An 18,562-nucleotide genomic window follows, 5' to 3' on the forward strand; every position below is an offset into this window, starting at 1 on the left:
GTTTTGGTAACTACGTCGGAAGAAAATAATAAGTTGAAAAACTCAACCCAGTCAGTAACTAAAAACCATATCTAAAACATGAAAAAGTTAATATTAATAATTTGTGTGGCATTGATATCTTCCGGCACAACTTTTGCACAAAAAAAATCAGCAAAAAAAACGAAGAAGGTAGTTGCAAAAACGGAACAGGTAGCACCAGTCGTAGTAAAGGATGCTTTTCAGCAGAACTTTTCAGGATCGGAAGCAAAGTGGTCAAAGAACTATAGTGGACATTGGGTCGCTAACTTTACAAAAGAAGAAGTGAAGACGACAGCTGAGTACGATGCAGATGGAAAGTGGGTAGCAACCCGCAGTGCATATGAAGGAAACACGCTACCGGAAACAGTAGCTACCAAAGTAAAAAGTAAATATCCGGACGCTACCATAAAAGATGGCTGGAAAATTGAGAGGTCTGATGTAGCGGCGTATTATAAAGTAAATATTCAGAACAATGGTACAGAAAAAGCGGTGTTGATCAATGAAGCTGGTACTATTGTAGAATAAGTTTTTAAATAAGTATTTCATAGGTATAGGGATAAATAGGACAGACCCTGCTCTTTTGGGCGGGGTTTTTCATTTGTAGTAAACACTCATCCACAAAATAAAAATGGTCCCGACGGATGTCGGGACCATTTTATGTAATTACGGTAGAAAGCTTACTGGCAAATTCGCACTTTTCAAATGGTCAAATTGGTGTTTGAGGATGTGCTAAAATTGAATGGCTTTACTCACTTTTTTTGCCTCATAAGCTTTTTCCCATGGTCAAATCTAATAAGGAAGCTTATATAAGGAAGATCAGGATAGATATCTGCCGATCGTGATACAAAGAAACACCAATATTCCGGGGAGTGTTTTCCAATTCGGGAAAAGAAATGATCGAAAAGGGAAAACCCGGTATTTCCGGAAATAAAAAAACTCCTGACAAAGCTAAAATGCTGTCAGGAGCTTCTGAATATTTATAGGTAGATATTATCTGAGTAAGAGTTCGCAGGGCTTTAAGCCTGTATGCTTCTTAAAAGCGGTAGAGAAGTGGGAAATACAGGAATACCCCATCAGAATAGCTACTTCAGACACTGACATGCCCTTTTCATATAACAATCCTTTTGCCTTTTCCATCCTTTCCTTCTGGAAATAATCATAAATGGTAGTACCATACATCGCCTTGAAACCCTTTTTCAGGTAACATTCATTCATCGCTACACGGCGGGCCAGATCACGAATAGTAATAGGCGCATCCAGCTGTTCCAGCAGTATCCCCTTTGCATTCTCTATCTTCTCACGGTCTTCCAGGTGAGTCAGGAACCGGCAGCCAAAACGTTCATCCGTATCATTCTGCACAAACTGGTCAGAACTGAATAATAACAGTTCCAATGCCTTGCTCTGTAAAAAGATATTTTTCAATGTTCCATCATAATTATGATGTACCATCTGCTCTAATACCTGCTTTGATTTGGTACTGGGCTGGGTAGTTTTAATGAAAGGCTTGCGCGACTGCATATCAAACAGGGTAGAATTGGTTGCACCCTTCTGCAGTGACTGAATGAAAGCCGGTTGAAAACGTACCGTGATCATATCAATAGCCGGCTGTTTCTGGTTACAACTGCTATCCTTACTGCTATGCGCACATACCTGATCTGTACAGCCCGGATTTTGACAATATTTACTCCCAGCTACACAATAACGTAATTCAACGGATGCCGACTGCCCCCTTTTGGCTGGTTGGTATACCACCATAGCCACATCATCAACTGGTAATGGCCGGTCATATGTAAAGCGCTGCAAAGTGAAATCCAGGCAGTCCGGAACTGCAACAGATTCACTTCCAACACACTGCAACTGATCGCTCATTGCAGGCTGCCGTATAGCTATTGATAATATATCCTGTAGATCTTTCACGCCCTTCATTTGTTGTTAAAACCGTCACAAAAATAGGCATTCAAAATTTAATGGGGAAGGTTTTGACAGTGAGGTTACAATAAGGGGAGGGTTTTCCCTGCTCAAATCCGGGAATTTGGGTATAAACAGGTATTGAGATAGAGCAGAGACCGGGCAGGGATAGAGCAGGGATAAGGCAGAGACTGGGTAGAGATTCGTTCATCCTTCGTTCATCCTTCGTTAAAAGACGTAGGATGAACGAAGGATGAACGAATCTCTGCCGGATCTCAATACTTTCTCATAACTTTCTCAATACTTTCTTAGAACTTTCTTGTTGGTATGAATTTCGTCAATTATTTATAATGCAACAAAAATCCATTATACAAAGACACTGGAAAAAAGTCTTACTGGCAATTGGAGTCACCTTGTTATTAATCCTTACCACTACCTGGTATCTTGGTCAGCGCTGGAACAGACAGATCCGGCTCCAGCTCCGCTCTTATGTACGGGAAATGTCTGACAGCCTTTATACTCTGCAATATGCAGACCTTAACCTGAACCTCCTTACTGGTAGTCTTTCCCTGTATAAAGTAAGCCTGGTAAGAGATTCTGCCATCTATGAAAAGTTACGGCAACAACAAAAAGCGCCGAAGTTTCTTTACAGCCTCAGTGCAGACCAGGTAGATCTGCGCTATTTTAAGGTATTACGCTATTTCCGGCATAAAGAAATAAGTGCCGGGGCACTGGAACTGCAAAACCCCAGTATCGTACTGGAATTGAATGCGCAAAATATTGATACTACTAAGCCTAGAAATGCTTACCAGAACATCTCCAAGAAAATTCAGTCACTATTCCTGAGTTCCCTGCTGTTAGATAATATTAATCTGAAATATACTTACATAAAAAAAGACAGCAGCCTGGTTGTTACCCAGTTAAGCCAACTGCGGGTACATGTAAAGGACTTCCTGATCGATTCTGTTGCCATGCAGGACCCTACCCGGTTCCTTTATGCCCACAATTATGAATTCAATCTTAAAGAATATAGATACCGGACGCCGGACAGCCTGTACTGGATCCATGTCCGGGATATAGACTATAGTGCGGCAGAACAAATTCTCCGTGTAGGGCAGTTCAGCGTTGAGCCCAGGTATTCAAAACCACAGTTCGATGTGAAAGCACAAACCCAGCGCGACCGCTTCGATGTGCAGCTGAATAACATAGAATTATCGTCATTACAGCCACGGTTATTACTGGAGCAACAGGTATTCTGGGCTAACAAGCTGACTATCAGCAGCGGAAAGCTGGATATTTACCGAAACCGGGGCTTGCCCATGCCTCCGGGCAACAAACTGGGGCAGTTCCCCAATCAGCTGCTGCAAAAACTGGCCATACCTATATATATAGATACACTGATGGGCAAAAAAACGGAACTCTCTTACACAGAAGCAAATCCCAAATCGCACGAAACTGGCAAAATCACCTTTAATCATGTACACGGTACTTTACGAAACATAACGAATATTGATTCTATGATTGCGAAGAACGGTCATATCAGGGCAGAGATGGATGCCATTCTGATGCAGAGCGGTAAACTACGGGCCCATTTCGACTTTGCTATGAAAGATAGTACTGGTAGATTTGGTGTGTCCGGCCAAATCATGGGGATGGATGCCAGGGAGCTAAACCCTGTATTAAAACCCCTGGGAATGATCGAAGTCAAGTCTTGCCGGATCAATGAGGTAACCTTTAGTATGACAGGCAATGAAAGAAGTGCTTCCGGAGAAGTTAAATTCCTGTATAGCGATCTGAAGATCAATATTCTAAAGAAACAAGAAGGTTCCCACGATTACCAAAAGAAGGGACTGATGAGCCTTTTTGCCAATGTAGTGGTGATTAAAGACAATAATCCTGACAATGGGGAAACGCGGATAGCCCATCCTCACTTTACCCGGGATATCCAGAAATCCTTTTTCAACCTTGTCTGGAAAACCCTTTTTACAGGGATAAAGGAGACCGCACTTGGTAAAAATTCTCCCATTTAAATTGTGGATATCAGGATGCAGAAATGTGCACATTAAACATGGAAATAAGCCCCAATTTTCGTATATTTGCACAATTCACGAGAATTCAACTCTAAACACACTTTACACCCAAATATGAGCGAAGAATTAGTGCAAGCAACTTCCCCTGCCAGTAATGGTTATGACGCGGATAGTATACAGGTATTAGAAGGCCTGGAAGCGGTACGTAAGCGTCCCGCGATGTATATTGGTGACATTGGTATAAAGGGGCTGCATCACCTTGTGTATGAAGTAGTCGATAACTCTATTGACGAAGCGTTAGCAGGTTATTGCAAAAACATTGACGTTACTATCTGCGAAGATAACTCTATCCGCGTAGTAGATGACGGCCGTGGTATCCCAACCGGTATGAACACCAAAGAAGGCCGTTCAGCACTGGAAGTGGTAATGACCGTATTACACGCAGGTGGTAAATTTGATAAGAACACTTATAAAGTATCCGGTGGTTTGCACGGGGTGGGCGTAAGTTGCGTAAACGCACTGAGTAGCCTGCTGCTGGCAACCGTACGCCGTGATGGTAAACTGTTTGAACAGGAATACCAGCGTGGCGCTCCTCAGTATCCGGTACGTGAAATAGGCGTTTCAGAAGAAACCGGGACCACTATTCACTTCAAACCGGACCACGAAATATTTAAAGATACCACTTACAACCGCGAAATACTGGCAGGTCGTTTACGTGAACTGTCTTACCTGAACCGTAAGATCAAAATCACCTTAACGGATGAACGTGAGAGAAATGAAGAAGGAAACTTCTTTAGTGAAACTTTCTACAGTGAAGGTGGTATTACCGAGTTTGTACAGATGCTGGATCGTAACGGCCGTCGTAATCCGTTATTGACGGAACCGATCTCTGTAGATATCCATGAGCCTAATAGCAATGTAGCGGTAGAAGTAGCAATCATGTACAATGATTCATTTGCTGAAAACATTTTCTCTTACGTAAATAATATCAATACCATAGAAGGAGGTACACACGTAGCAGGTTTCCGCCGTGCTATTACCCGTGTATTCAAAAGTTATGGTGATAAGAATAAACTGTTTGAAAAAACAAAGATCGAAGTAACCGGTGATGACTTCCGTGAAGGACTGAGCGCTGTTATCAGCGTGAAAGTACCTGAACCTCAGTTTGAAGGACAGACCAAAACCAAACTTGGTAACTCCGATGTAATGGGTATTGTAGACAGTTCTGTTGCTGCAGTACTGGACGCTTACCTGGAAGAACATCCCCGTGACGCTAAAACGATCATCAATAAAGTAGTATTGGCTGCACAGGCCCGTGAGGCTGCCCGTAAAGCCCGCCAGATGGTACAGCGTAAAAGCGTACTGAGTGGTAGCGGGTTACCGGGTAAACTGGCAGATTGCTCTGAAAGCGATCCAAAGATCTGTGAGTTGTACCTTGTCGAAGGGGATTCGGCAGGTGGTACGGCTAAACAAGGCCGTAACCGTAGTTTCCAGGCTATTCTTCCGTTAAGGGGAAAAATCCTCAACGTAGAAAAAGCTATGGAATACAAGATCTACGAGAATGAGGAAATCAAGAACATCTTTACCGCACTCGGCGTAACCATCGGTACGGAAGAAGATGATAAGGCACTGAACCTTTCCAAACTACGTTATCATAAGCTGATCATCATGACGGATGCTGATGTGGATGGTAGCCATATTGCCACATTGATCCTTACTTTCATTTTCCGTTATATGAAGGCGATGGTTGAACAGGGTTATGTATACATCGCCCAGCCACCTTTATATCTCGTAAAGAAAGGTAAAGAACAGATGTATGCATGGACAGAAGATGACCGTAAAGCAGCTATCCTTAAAATAGCAGGTGGTAAAGAAGACAGTGTAGGCATTCAGCGTTATAAAGGTTTGGGTGAGATGAACGCAGAACAACTGTGGGAAACTACCATGAATCCTGAAAATCGTACACTCAAGCAGGTTACTATCGAAAGCGCCGCAGAAGCTGACCGTGTATTCAGTATGCTGATGGGCGATGAAGTACCTCCACGCAGGGAATTCATCGAGTCTCATGCAAAATATGCGAAGATCGACGTATAAATATGTTTTAAGATTATTGAAAGACGGATTACTAAGTAATCCGTCTTTTTTTTATCTATTCATTTCCAATTACTTCGATAACACCCCACTATAAACTGTTAAAAAACTTATAAATATTTTATTTAATTCGTTCTTTTCTCATTATTTTGCACTCCTATTTATCACTATACCTAGAGAAATTACCTATCCTATGAAACTAAAATCCATCGTGGGGCTATTTTGCCTATTTGTTGCTGCTATTACAGTAACGTCCTGCGAAAAAGACAAGGCAGTGCTGGCTTCGGGGTCCTGTACCTTTACATTTGACGGCACTGCCTATTCTGCGAACACAGCTTCCGGATATCTTGAAGATACTGTGGGTATTGGCAAAAAAGCCTTAACAGTACAAGCTATGGTAGGCAACCTCAAGACCTTCCTCGCTGCTACCATCATCTTCCCAGACACACTTGTTACAGGAGAATTTACTGAAGCAAACAATGCTTTCATAATGTTCTCTCAGGACGTGAGTAATTCAAATGATACCTCCTGGACAAGTACAACTACTACAATTAAAATTACAAGCATAAATAGTAAGTACGCCGAAGGCACATTCTTCGGCAATTTAAAACGTGGTGAAACAGTAAAGCCAATAACGGACGGAAAATTTAAAGTAAACATTAGTACAGAAAACTAATTGATCATCGATTTTTTTGAAATCTTTTTCCATCATGTCCCGCCTGTCAAGGTGGGACTTTTTTATTTTACCCCATTTTACCCCATTTTTTTCTCCTCTCTTCTCCGATCTGTTAATACTGTTAATATCTGCCTATAGATAGTTAAGAATGACAAAAAGAACTTGTCCATTCTGAGTTTACTTTGAAGTAAGCGAGAATGAACTTAAGAAGCCAACATTGAATGCCATTTGTACAAATGGCGTATAGGGACAATTTTTTCACGTAAGAAACCAACATCTAATCTAGTCATATGAAAAGAAACTCATATTACCTGCTGGCATTGCTTGCCGGACTGTTATTCAGTTCGCTCTCCTTTGCACAGACCAGGATTATCGAAGGAACCGTGACCGATGAAAACAAACATCCGGTTAGTTATGCAACCATCACTATCAAAGGCACTGGCAAAGGAGCCATCACTGAAAAGGATGGAACATTTAAACTGAATGCTGCTACAGGTGCAATAATCACAGTACGTGCCGTAGGTTTCACCACAAAGGAGATCAGCCTCGGCAGTGAAAATTCACTCTCCATTACATTAGTAGAAAATCCCAGCGACCTGAACGAAGTAGTGGTAACAGCATTGGGTATGAAGAAAGAAAAACGCAACCTCACATTCAGCGCACAGGAAGTAAAAAGCGATGAGATACTACGGGCAAAAGAACCGAATGTATTAAACGCTCTCACCGGTAAGGTATCGGGTGTGCAAATCACAAGCTCATCAGGAATGCCAGGAAGCTCTTCCCGCATCGTAATCCGCGGTGTGACCTCAATTGCCGGTGAAAACCAGGCGTTGATTGTAATGGATGGCGTGCCCATCAACAATGATCAAACTGATGCAGCTGTTGACGGTGGTCCGGGTACCAACCGCCTTGCAGATATTGATCCGGGTATCATCGAAAGTATCAACGTATTAAAAGGTGCTGCGGCCACCGCATTGTACGGTTCTGCCGGTGCACGTGGTGTGGTATTGATCACAACAAAAAAGGGCACTCTAAACAGGAAACCTACCGTTTCTCTCTCAACAGGTTTATCATTTGAAAATACCATCTTCCCGGACAGACAATATAAATATGGACAGGGATTAGACGGACTTTATGAAGATGGAGAAACCGTTAAAAGCAGAACCTCCTGGGGCCCACTAATGGATACATTGGTAGTGAACGGAAAAAAAGTGCAGAGTCGTAATCCACTGAAAGATTTTTTCAGGACCGGTGTAACCACCAATAATACGGTGAGTGTAGATGGCGGTAATGGTACTTCCAACTACTTTATGTCCTACTCCTATTTCAATCAGCAGGGAACTATTCCAAATACAGATTATACTAGGCATAGCATCTTTACAAAATTCAATACGCAGATCAACAGTAAACTGAATGCAACCTTCCAGTTAACTTACAGTAATGTATTGAACCATAAAATGCCGGAAGGATACGGACTTGAGAATCCTTTATGGACAGTATTTATGGGACCTGTATCCTATAATTTCAAACCATATCTGAATCCTGATGGTACACAACGCTTATACCGTTACAGCCGCAATAATCCTTATTGGGTGCTGGACAATGTACTGAATACTTCTACAGTAAACAGGTTCCTGCCATTACTCACTTTTGTGTATGCTCCTGCAGACTGGATCTCTGTTACTGAAAGAATAGGTGCTGACATTTATATGGACCGACTGAATTATCATGTGAATACAAACGATATTACTTATACTACCGGTCTTACATACACTAACAATCAGAACTTCCGTCAATATAATCATGACTTCATCGTACAATTAAAAAAACAGATAGGCAGAACAAATGCTAACCTGATGCTGGGGAACAATATATACTCCAACTATTCAGATGTTATGACTGCTAAAGGTCTTGGACTGGCAAAGCCGGGCTATTATAATATGGCCAGTGCATCTTCAGTGACCTATACGGAGTCTATGACCAAAAACAGGAAAGTAGGCTTTTATGCACAGGCAGAAATTGATTACAACAGGATGCTGATACTCTCCCTTAGTGGCAGATATGATGGCAGTTCAGTATTAGCTACCAATCATACCTATTATCCATATGGTTCAATTGCCGGCGGTTTCATCTTCTCTGAATTATTCTCTGAAAAACTGAAAGAGATCATCAGCTTCGGGAAAGTGAGAGCTTCTTATGCAGCAGTAGGTAATGATAATGTACAACCATACATAAACAAGACTCCATATACACAGGCAATTATTGCAGGGGATGTAAGTAGTAACCTTACCTTTCCTTACAATGGACAGAATGGTTTCCTGATCAGTGACGCCCTCGGTAATCCTAATCTTAAGAATGAATTGCAGAAAGAGATTGAATTTGGACTGGAGATGAAAATGCTGCAAAACAGAATAGGATTGGAAGCTTCTTATTTCGACAGGAAAATGAGTAATGGCCTTGTTTATGGTATTTCCCTGGCCAATTCTACCGGTTATAATTCCACCACAATCAATTCTGCCCGGATGGAAACCAAAGGAATCGAGGTGCTGTTGAATCTTGTCCCTGTTAAAACAAAAAACTTCAGCTGGGATATGACCATTAACTATACCAAACTGAATTCAAAAGTACTGGAGATAGGTGCGGGTCTTGATCAGACAAGCATCGGTACTATCTATGCGGTAAAAGGTCAGGCCTGGGGTTCTATATTCGGTAACAAATATGCCCGCACGGCAGATGGTCAGTTAAAGATCAATGATGCCGGGCTGCCATATTCATCAGGCGATTATGGCATTGTAGGAAACATCACTCCCCGGTGGACAGGCGGTATCAATAACATGTTCCGTTACAAACAATTTGGATTCAGCTTTTTGATTGATACCAAACAGGGAGGCCAGATCCTGAATTCTGATGATGGTTATGGATTGTACTATGGTACTTCCAAACAAACAGAAAAGAGGGCTGACAGAGTAGTAGCAGGTATCAGCGATGCCACAGGAACAGCTAACACAATTTCAGTAACAGGGCAACAATACTTCCAGCAGATCAGTGGTATAACCGAAGCCGTTATACAGGACGATTCATATATCAAACTGCGTAATGTAACATTGTCTTACAACTTCTCTAAAAATTTATTAGGTAAGCTACCTGTTAAAGATGCGTCCATCGTACTTACAGGACGTAACCTGTGGATCCATAAAGCGGCTGATTTCACAGGTGGTGATCCGGAAGTGAACTCATGGGGTAACCAGAACAGCGGACTGGGTGTTTATACTTTCTCAGCACCAACTTCCCGCTCATTTGACTGCACATTAAGGCTCACTTTTTAACTGTAAACTATTTAGAACATGAAAAAATCACTTCTCATTATAATTGCCCTTGCTGCTACGGCATTCACAGGGTGTAAAAAATACCTGGATGTAAATGATAATCCAAATTCGCCAACCAATGTATCAGAAAGCCTGATGCTGGCACCTTTGGAGGCTAGCATATCACAATACATTACAGCAGGTAATGCCTCCTCTCTTGTTAATCAATGGATGCAGAATTGCGTTCCTAATCAGCCGCTGCCCAATACAGTAAATTACATGGTAACCAGTTCTACTTTCGATGATTTCTGGAAGTCATTCTATGTAACGGCACTGAACAATCTGCACCTCCTCAACATTCAGGCAACAGCTAATGGCAATGGGAAATATGCAGGCATCTCAAAGATATTAACCGCCTATACGCTGGGAAATGCTACAGACCTGTGGGGTGATATTCCTTACTCAGAAGCCTTTAATGGCACTGATAATACAACTCCTGTATACGACTCACAGGAAAGTATCTACAATACTATCCAGGCCTTACTGGACAGTGCTATTGTAGAAGTAAATGCAGGTACAGGTACCTCTCCTTCTACTGACGATTATTTTTACAGCGGAGATATGACCAAATGGGCGAAGATGGCATACACACTGAAAGCCCGCTATTATATGCATCTTACCAAAGCTCCAGGATATACAGCATCCGCACAGGCAACACTGGCACTGACGGCCTTAAGCAACGGTATGACCAGCAATAGCGATGATTGCTTTTTCCCTTATGCAGGCTCTTCTACCTCTTCAAATCCCTGGTATCTTCACTTTTTCAATACCTCTACTTTAGTATTATCATCACACTATATAGACTCCCTCAAAGCGTTCAGCGATCCACGCTTGCCCTACCTAGTAAGCAAAGCAGAAAATACAGGTTTATATAATGGTAATGATATCGGATCAGGTGCAGGTGATTTACTGGATTATTCTGTTGCAGGTAGTTTTTACGGCGGTATCGGTTCTAATGTATATGTACTGAATGCTGCAGAAGCCTTGTTCCTGAAAGCGGAAGCAACCTATATCACTTCGGGATATGCTGCAGCCCAACCCATTTACAAAGCTGCTGTTGCTGAAAATCTGCTGAAAGTTGGCATAGATACAACTTCTACCGCAGCACGAAATTATTTATCATCACGTGGTACATTAACAGCAGATAATGCAATGCGGCTCATCATAGAAGAAAAGAATGCAGCAAATTTCTTTTCAATGGAGAGTTATGTGGACTGGCGTCGTACCGGTTATCCTTCAATCAAATTGATCACCAACGATAATATAACAGCTATTCCCCGCAGGTTCCTTTATCCTTTAAATGAGATCACAGCAAATCCCCGGGCTATACAAAGCGCGAAACTTACTGATAAAGTATGGTGGGATAATTGATAAAACAAGTGTCTGTTCGTTATAATAAAAAAGAAGGTGCGTCAACGTATGGCGCACCTTCTTTTTTATTTATTATTAAATTATCCTCATCCGGGTTTCATTTATTTAATGAAAAACACCGCTCTTACTTCTGCTCTTACCTTGATCGTTTTAAAGTTAATATCGGGCATTACGTCAGCACCCTCCTGAGCTCTGGAACGGCCCAGGTAAGATGCATTAGCCATCATAGGCTGCACATCTGAATAATTGTCTGTATTGATCTCCTGCACTTCCAGCACACCATCTATCTTATCACCAATAGCATCCAGCATATACGTCGCCTTTGCTTTAGCAGCCTGTAATGCTTTCATCTTTACTTCTTTGCGATACTCCTCCATCTTACTATGGGAATAACTACTGATGTTTGCACTTTCGATTCCTTCGGCATCTACAGCACTGAGTATGCTATTGATTTTATCCAGCTTACTCAGTTTAAGACGGAATTGCTTACGGGCCATAAAATCCTCTACCTTCTTCTTTTTAATCCACCATTGTTCATAGTTATATCCAAATACATTTGTGATAGTAAGATCAGCTGGTGCAATTCCTGCATCCTGTACAGCCTTCTGTAATTGTTTTTCCAATACGCTGATCTCTACCTTTGCTGTTTTATTTTTGTATTCACGCAAAGCGATATCAAAGTATATTTCATCCGGAGTAATCTCCGTCTCTGCAGAACCTGTTACTTCTATTTTCTTTACAGGAGGCTTATTGTCTGTTTGTTGAGCCTGACTAAGCGTAGCTAAAAATAATCCTGTCAGCAGGAACATTACCTTTTTCATATTGATGTGTTTTATGTGTTTTAAATGTTATTATGCTACTATGATGCTGTTTCATTATCAGATTCCATAAATCAGTTAAAAATATTTTTATGGAATGCCAATGCCCAATACTTAATGATTATACAGATATAACGGTTATTCCATGAAACGGATATCTGGCAGTTATGTTACATAGATTTTCTATATAGTGTGTTTGGGGAGAGATTTCAATATTCCTGTTACCATCAAAAAGCCCGGCTCTGATTGAGCCGGGCTTATATTATCAGATTATTTTAAATCATTACTTTCTTGAATCCGTCATTCCTTTCAGGAAATCATACAGATCATTCATCGAACGGATATTATCTACTATCAGCATAAAATTTGTACCTACCTGTTTCAAACGTGCATTATTCACACGCGTCTGAATATAAGTAAGCATATGATTAAACGTAGCTGACTGGAAGAAAGGCGAATCCGGATTATTGATAAAATAACAACGCAGTTTTTCTTCTTTGAGCATCATTTTTATAAAGCCCAGTTGTATTGCCATCCATCGACAACGGATAGTTGTAAGCAGATCTTTTACCAGTTCAGGAACAGGTCCAAACCTATCCTGCAATGCTCTTTCAAAATCCTGCAGTTTACTTTCCAAAGTGATATTATCCAGTTCCTGGTAGAGGTTCAGACGCTCCTGAATACTTTCCACATAACTATCCGGGATCAGTATTTCAAGATCTGTATCGATAGTACAATCGCTTACATAATCTTTCTTCTCTTCCAGTTGCTCCTTGAATAATTCACGGAACTCATTTTGTTTTAATTCACGGATGGCTTCGTCCAGAATTTTCTGGTACATATCAAACCCTATCTCTGCCATAAAACCGCTCTGTTCTCCACCAAGCAGATTACCGGCACCACGTATATCCAGGTCACGCATTGCAATCTGGAAACCACTTCCCAGTTCACTATGTTGTTCCAGGGTTTGCAAACGTTTACGGCTATCTGAAGGAAGTGTATTGATAGGAGGTGCCAGCAGATAACAAAACGCTTTCTTATTACTGCGTCCTACACGTCCGCGCAACTGGTGCAGATCACTCAATCCAAAGTGATGTGCATTGTTGATGATGATGGTATTGGCATTGGGGATATCCACGCCGCTCTCTATGATATTAGTAGATACCAGTACATCATATTTCCGGTCGATAAAGTCCATGATCACTTCTTCCAACTGATGCCCTTCCATTTGTCCGTGCGCAGTAGCAATAGCCAGATCCGGACACAATCCGCGTATCAGGCTGGTCATTTCTCCCAGTCCTTTCACACGATTGTAAACGAAGTATACCTGTCCGCCACGTTCTATTTCATAATAGATCGCATCGCGGATCAGATCATGATCAAACACATGTACTTCTGTTTCTATCGGCTGACGGTTAGGTGGAGGTGTATTAATAACAGACAAGTCACGTGCCCCCATCAGGGAGAACTGTAATGTTCTCGGAATAGGCGTAGCCGTTAGTGTGAGTGTATCAACATTCAGTTTTATGTGCTTCAGTTTTTCTTTGGCAGTTACACCGAATTTCTGTTCCTCATCCACAATCAGCGCACCAAGGTCTTTGAACTTAACATCTTTACCCAGTAAGGCATGTGTGCCAATGATGATATCTATTTTCCCTTCTGCCAGCCGTTGTAAAGTATCTTTTTTCTCTTTAGATGATTTAAAGCGGTTGAGATAATCTACGGTGCAGGGGAAATCTTTTAGTCGTTCAGAGAATGTTTTATAATGCTGGAATGCAAGGATCGTAGTTGGCACCAGTACAGCAGCCTGCTTACCATCCACCAGTGATTTAAACGCAGCACGTACTGCTATTTCTGTTTTACCAAAGCCCACATCGCCACATACCAGCCGGTCCATAGGTGAAGGAGATTCCATATCTCTTTTCACATCTGCCGTAGCCTTGCTTTGATCCGGGGTATCTTCATACAGGAAGGATGCTTCCAGTTCTGTTTGCAGGTAAGTATCCGGAGAATGCGCAAAACCTTCTTCAGCTTTACGGGCAGCATACAGTTTGATAAGATCCTTCGCAATATCTTTTACCTGTGTTTTCGCCTTTTCTTTCAGCTTATCCCAGGCATCACTACCAAGTTTATTCACCTTTGGTTCTACACCTTCTTTACCGGTGTATTTGCTGATCTTATGCAGGGAGTTGATATTTACATATAACAGATCGCTGTTCTTGTAAATAATCCTGATGGCTTCCTGCATTTTACCGCCTACCTCTATCTTCTGCAAACCACTGTAAACGCCCACACCATGATCAATATGTGTTACAAAATCTCCGGCCTGCAGTTCTCTCAGCGTTTTAAGCGTGATCGCCTTATTTTTATTATACGCCTGCTTTACTTTGTATTTGTGATAACGCTGAAAAATCTGATGATCTGTATAACAAACAATTTTCAGCGTATGATCAATAAACCCGTGACTTACCGGTATTGGAATAGGATAAAAAGTAAACTCCGCTTTAAGGTCTTCAAAAATACTACGCAACCTTTCCAGTTGCTTGGCATTTTCAGCAAAAATGAATAGAGAATATTTTTTGTTGTTATGTCCGTCAAGATCTTTGATCAGCATTTCAAACTGCCGGTTAAAAACCGGTTGTTCCTGTGTTTCAAAGTTAATGGGCGTATATGGGCGATTGGTTTCTTCCCACCACTGCCTTTTGCCAAACACAATACAATGCCGCTGTAAAAGTTCGTGCATCAGTGGATGAGCCTTTACGAAGTCATTTTCTGACAGGTCCATCTTTTCATCATCATCAACTTTTACTTTCTGACCGGTTTGTAACCAGGCATCCAGTTTCTCTTCCAGCTGCAGGATCACATCCTGCACATATGCAGGATCTTTCATCCACACCACTGTATTAGCCGGCAAGAACTCCAGCAGGGAAGTTTTCTGATGATCAAGTCCGTGGGTATCCATATTGGCAATCAACGTAACCTGGGTCAGCTTACGTTCACTGAGCTGCGTTTCCGGATCAAACAGGCGGATGGAATCAATATCTTCTCCGAACAATTCAATACGGTAAGGCTTTTCGTTGCCAAAAGAATAAATATCAAGGATCCCCCCACGCAGGGCATACTGTCCTGGTTCATATACGAAGTCGGTGAAATGGAATCCCCAGCCTACCAGTTTCTCCAGCAGGCCATCTACTTTCAATACATCACCCACCTTCAGTTGCACCATGTTGGAGCTGAAAGCTACAGATGCAGATACCTTTTCCCATAATGCTTCGGGGTAAGTCACCAGGATCTTTTTATGAATACTGGAGCCGGAGAACTTCATCAGTGCTTCCGTACGTAACATGCTATGGCTTCCGTTCAGTTCGGTGAACTGCCCGGTTTTCTTAAAGGAATCCGGAAAGTAGAAGATATCCAGAGCCTGACTTAGTTGTTCCAGATCATTATGGAAATAAGCGGCTTCTTCTTTGTCGTTTAAAATAAACAGGTGATTGTAGGAAGCTGCAAGCTCCCATGTCCCTACTGCTGCAAAAGTAGTGGCACTGCCGGTCAAACCTGTTAGTTGGAAATACTGTGGACCAGACAAATTGATCCCTTTAACCAGCTGTTGCAGCCGGATATCACGCTGGTACAGATTTAAGACAGTCTGTATATTCATGAGGGAAGCAAAGGTACGAAGAAATCGAAAGCGGACTATTTTCGTTAAATTTAATGGAGAAATTCCACGCCCCATGCTAGAACAATGGTATAACGGTTACGTAACCCGCATTGTACAGGAGACTCCTAATACAAGACGGTTCTGGATAAAGATTCCGGAGAAAGACTGCTTTGACTTCAAGCCCGGTCAGTTTGTTACCCTCGATCTTCCCATTCATGAGAAGAAAAATAAACGCTGGCGAAGCTATTCCATCGCCTCTCCACCCAATGATACCAACGAAATAGAGCTGGTTATCGTACTCCTGCAGGGAGGTGCAGGCACTACCTATCTCTTTAATGAGGTAAAAGTAGGTAGCATGCTGGTACTAAAAGGGCCACTTGGTGTTTTTCTATTGCCCCAGCCGTTGGACAAGGAACTGTTCCTCATCTGCACAGGTACTGGTATTGCGCCTTTCCGTGCAATGACTCATCATATCCATACACATGGCATCCCGCATCAACCCATTCATCTTATATATGGCTGCCGGCAACAATGTGATTTGCTATATGCAGATGAAATGTGGCAACTGCAGAATCAAATGCCAGATTTTAAGTACTGGCCAACACTATCTCAGGAAGACGATTCCTGGCCACGTCACAAAGGATATGTACACCTCATTTATGAAGAAATACTGGCGTCGAACAGGCCACCAGCAACTTTCTATCTCTGCGGATGGAAAGAGATGATCTCTGAGGCTAAAGAACGGATCCTGGCATTAGGGTATGACAGACATGATATCCACCAGGAATCGTATGGATGATTTTAAAGTCCCTTCTGCAGGCCATTTAGTAGAAATAAAACCTATAATTGTTTAAGTGAATTCGGGGAGACATAATAGTGAGTCTATATATTGAACATACGTTGGACCTACATTGGAAATACATTGGAGAATCTTTGATCACGTATAGCTGTTCAAAGATTGTCCAACGTATGTCCAATGTATGAAGCAAATATCAACTCACTCCGAAGGCACTACTAATTTGTTATGAATAGCTATACACTTTGTATAGAGGCGGGAAAGAAGAGGGAGGCCATACATCCAGGCAGAAACCCAATAGGTAAGTTATTTCAGAAAGTAGCTGCATTACATATACTTTCAGAAAAAAAGCCCGGCTTCGAATGAAACCGGGCTTTCCTGAATAATATACTTTTAGCTGATAGCGTTCAGTACGATCTCCTTCACTTTAGCCAATGGAATTCTTTCCTGTTCCATGCTATCCCTGTGACGGATAGTTACCATGTTATCTTCTTTAGTCTGATGATCGATCGTTACGCAGAAAGGCGTACCGATAGCATCCTGACGGCGGTAACGTTTACCAATGCTATCCTTCTCTTCATAATAACAATGAAAAGATGATTTACATTGATCCATCAGTTCCTTAGCAATTTCCGGTAACCCATCTTTCTTAGTAAGTGGGAAAATAGCCAGTTTAATCGGAGATAACTTTGCAGGGAACTTCAACACAACACGACTATCTGGCTTCTCCGCTGTACTCAGATCCTGTTCTTCATAAGCATTACATACAGTCAGCAGGAACATACGATCCAGACCGATAGATGTTTCTATCACATAAGGAACATAGTTCTGATTGATCTCTGTATCAAAATACTGCAATTTCTTTTTGCTGTATTCCTGGTGCTGTTGCAGGTCAAAGTCGCCACGGGAATGGATACCTTCAACTTCTTTGAAACCGATCGGGAACTCAAATTCGATATCCACAGCAGCCTTTGCATAGTGCGCCAGTTTTACGTGATCGTGGAAGCGGTATTTATCGGAAGAAGTACCCAGGCTCAGGTGCCATTTCATACGTTCTTCTTTCCAGTAGGCATACCATTCATTCTCAGTACCAGGGCGGATAAAGAACTGCATTTCCATCTGCTCAAATTCACGCATACGGAAAATAAACTGCCGGGCTACGATCTCATTACGGAAGGCCTTACCTGTCTGCGCGATACCAAAAGGAATCTTCATGCGACCGGTTTTCTGCACATTCAGGAAGTTTACAAAAATACCCTGGGCGGTTTCCGGACGCAGGTAAATTTCGCTGGCTTCATCTGTAACACTACCCAACTGAGTGGAGAACATCAGGTTAAACTGACGGATTTCCGTCCAGTTCACCGTACCGCTCACCGCACACTTTATCTTATTTTCATCAATTAGCTGTTTCAGGCCGGCATAGTCGGCATCTTTTTCCAGGATCTCCATTTTAGACAACAATGCCGCACCTTCCGCCTCGGGTAATGTTGCAGCATGAGCCTCTATCAGGTGATCTACCCGGTAGCGCTTCTTGCTGTCTTTATTATCTATCATGGGATCGCTGAAACTGTCCACATGGCCGGACGCTTTCCAGGTAGTAGGGTGCATAAAGATGGCAGCATCTATCCCCACAATGTTTTCGTGCATCTGGGTCATGCTCTTCCACCAGTAGTCGCGGATGTTCTTCTTCAACTGTGCCCCGTATTGGCCATAATCATATACCGCACTTAATCCGTCGTAGATCTCACTGGACTGGAAAACGAAGCCATATTCTTTACAATGCGAAATAATCGCCTGGAATTTATTCTGATCTGTTGCCATAATTGCGCAA

11 protein-coding genes are annotated in these 18,562 nt (G+C 42.1%); 7 read left to right on the forward strand and 4 right to left on the reverse strand.

The window, feature by feature from the left end:
- Nucleotides 1-78: 78 nt before the first annotated feature.
- Complete coding sequence (locus BM176_RS06965; protein ID WP_090100947.1) at nucleotides 79-543, forward strand: PepSY-like domain-containing protein; 465 nt, start codon at nucleotides 79-81, stop codon at nucleotides 541-543.
- 465 nt (nucleotides 544-1,008) lie between these two features.
- Here BM176_RS06965 and BM176_RS06970 read toward each other — a convergent pair whose 3' ends face one another.
- Nucleotides 1,009-1,935 carry a helix-turn-helix domain-containing protein gene (locus BM176_RS06970; RefSeq protein WP_177230318.1) on the reverse strand — a complete coding sequence of 309 codons (927 nt, stop codon included), beginning with the start codon at nucleotides 1,933-1,935 and terminating at the stop codon, nucleotides 1,009-1,011.
- Between the two features lie 341 nt (nucleotides 1,936-2,276).
- On the opposite strand from BM176_RS06970, the gene BM176_RS06975 reads away from it, so the two are divergent.
- The 5 genes from BM176_RS06975 to BM176_RS06995 all read left to right on the forward strand — a co-directional run bounded on the left by BM176_RS06975 (nucleotide 2,277) and on the right by BM176_RS06995 (nucleotide 11,459).
- Nucleotides 2,277-3,956: a hypothetical protein gene (locus BM176_RS06975; protein WP_090100958.1), complete on the forward strand. Its 1,680-nt coding sequence runs from the start codon at nucleotides 2,277-2,279 to the stop codon at nucleotides 3,954-3,956.
- A gap of 114 nt (nucleotides 3,957-4,070) precedes the next feature.
- Entirely contained in the window at nucleotides 4,071-6,050 is a 1,980-nt protein-coding gene (gene gyrB / locus BM176_RS06980) for a DNA topoisomerase (ATP-hydrolyzing) subunit B (protein WP_090100960.1), read from the forward strand.
- 190 nt (nucleotides 6,051-6,240) lie between these two features.
- On the forward strand, nucleotides 6,241-6,723 hold the full coding sequence (locus tag BM176_RS06985; RefSeq protein ID WP_090100961.1) for a hypothetical protein: 483 nt from the start codon (nucleotides 6,241-6,243) through the stop codon (nucleotides 6,721-6,723).
- A 290-nt stretch (nucleotides 6,724-7,013) separates the two neighbouring features.
- Nucleotides 7,014-10,049 (forward strand): SusC/RagA family TonB-linked outer membrane protein, encoded by a 3,036-nt coding sequence (locus tag BM176_RS06990; RefSeq protein ID WP_090100963.1) that lies wholly within the window; start codon nucleotides 7,014-7,016, stop codon nucleotides 10,047-10,049.
- Between the two features lie 18 nt (nucleotides 10,050-10,067).
- Nucleotides 10,068-11,459, forward strand: coding sequence for a SusD/RagB family nutrient-binding outer membrane lipoprotein (locus BM176_RS06995; protein ID WP_090100965.1), 1,392 nt, complete (start codon nucleotides 10,068-10,070; stop codon nucleotides 11,457-11,459).
- 101 nt (nucleotides 11,460-11,560) lie between these two features.
- Here BM176_RS06995 and BM176_RS07000 read toward each other — a convergent pair whose 3' ends face one another.
- Complete coding sequence (locus BM176_RS07000; RefSeq protein ID WP_090100967.1) at nucleotides 11,561-12,280, reverse strand: SIMPL domain-containing protein; 720 nt, start codon at nucleotides 12,278-12,280, stop codon at nucleotides 11,561-11,563.
- Nucleotides 12,281-12,560: 280 nt separating this feature from the next.
- The gene (gene mfd, locus BM176_RS07005) at nucleotides 12,561-15,935 is read right to left on the reverse strand and encodes a transcription-repair coupling factor (RefSeq protein ID WP_090100969.1); all 3,375 of its coding nucleotides are present in this window, start codon (nucleotides 15,933-15,935) and stop codon (nucleotides 12,561-12,563) included.
- A gap of 73 nt (nucleotides 15,936-16,008) precedes the next feature.
- Between mfd and BM176_RS07010 the strand changes: the two genes are divergently transcribed.
- Nucleotides 16,009-16,734 (forward strand): ferredoxin--NADP reductase, encoded by a 726-nt coding sequence (locus tag BM176_RS07010; RefSeq protein WP_090100971.1) that lies wholly within the window; start codon nucleotides 16,009-16,011, stop codon nucleotides 16,732-16,734.
- Between the two features lie 390 nt (nucleotides 16,735-17,124).
- On the opposite strand, the gene BM176_RS07015 is transcribed toward BM176_RS07010, so the two are convergent.
- Nucleotides 17,125-18,552 carry a glycine--tRNA ligase gene (locus BM176_RS07015; RefSeq protein ID WP_090100975.1) on the reverse strand — a complete coding sequence of 476 codons (1,428 nt, stop codon included), beginning with the start codon at nucleotides 18,550-18,552 and terminating at the stop codon, nucleotides 17,125-17,127.
- Between the last annotated feature and the right edge of the window lie 10 nt (nucleotides 18,553-18,562).

The organism is Chitinophaga sp. CF118 (assembly GCF_900112615.1).
Classification (GTDB): Bacteria; Bacteroidota; Bacteroidia; order Chitinophagales; family Chitinophagaceae; genus Chitinophaga.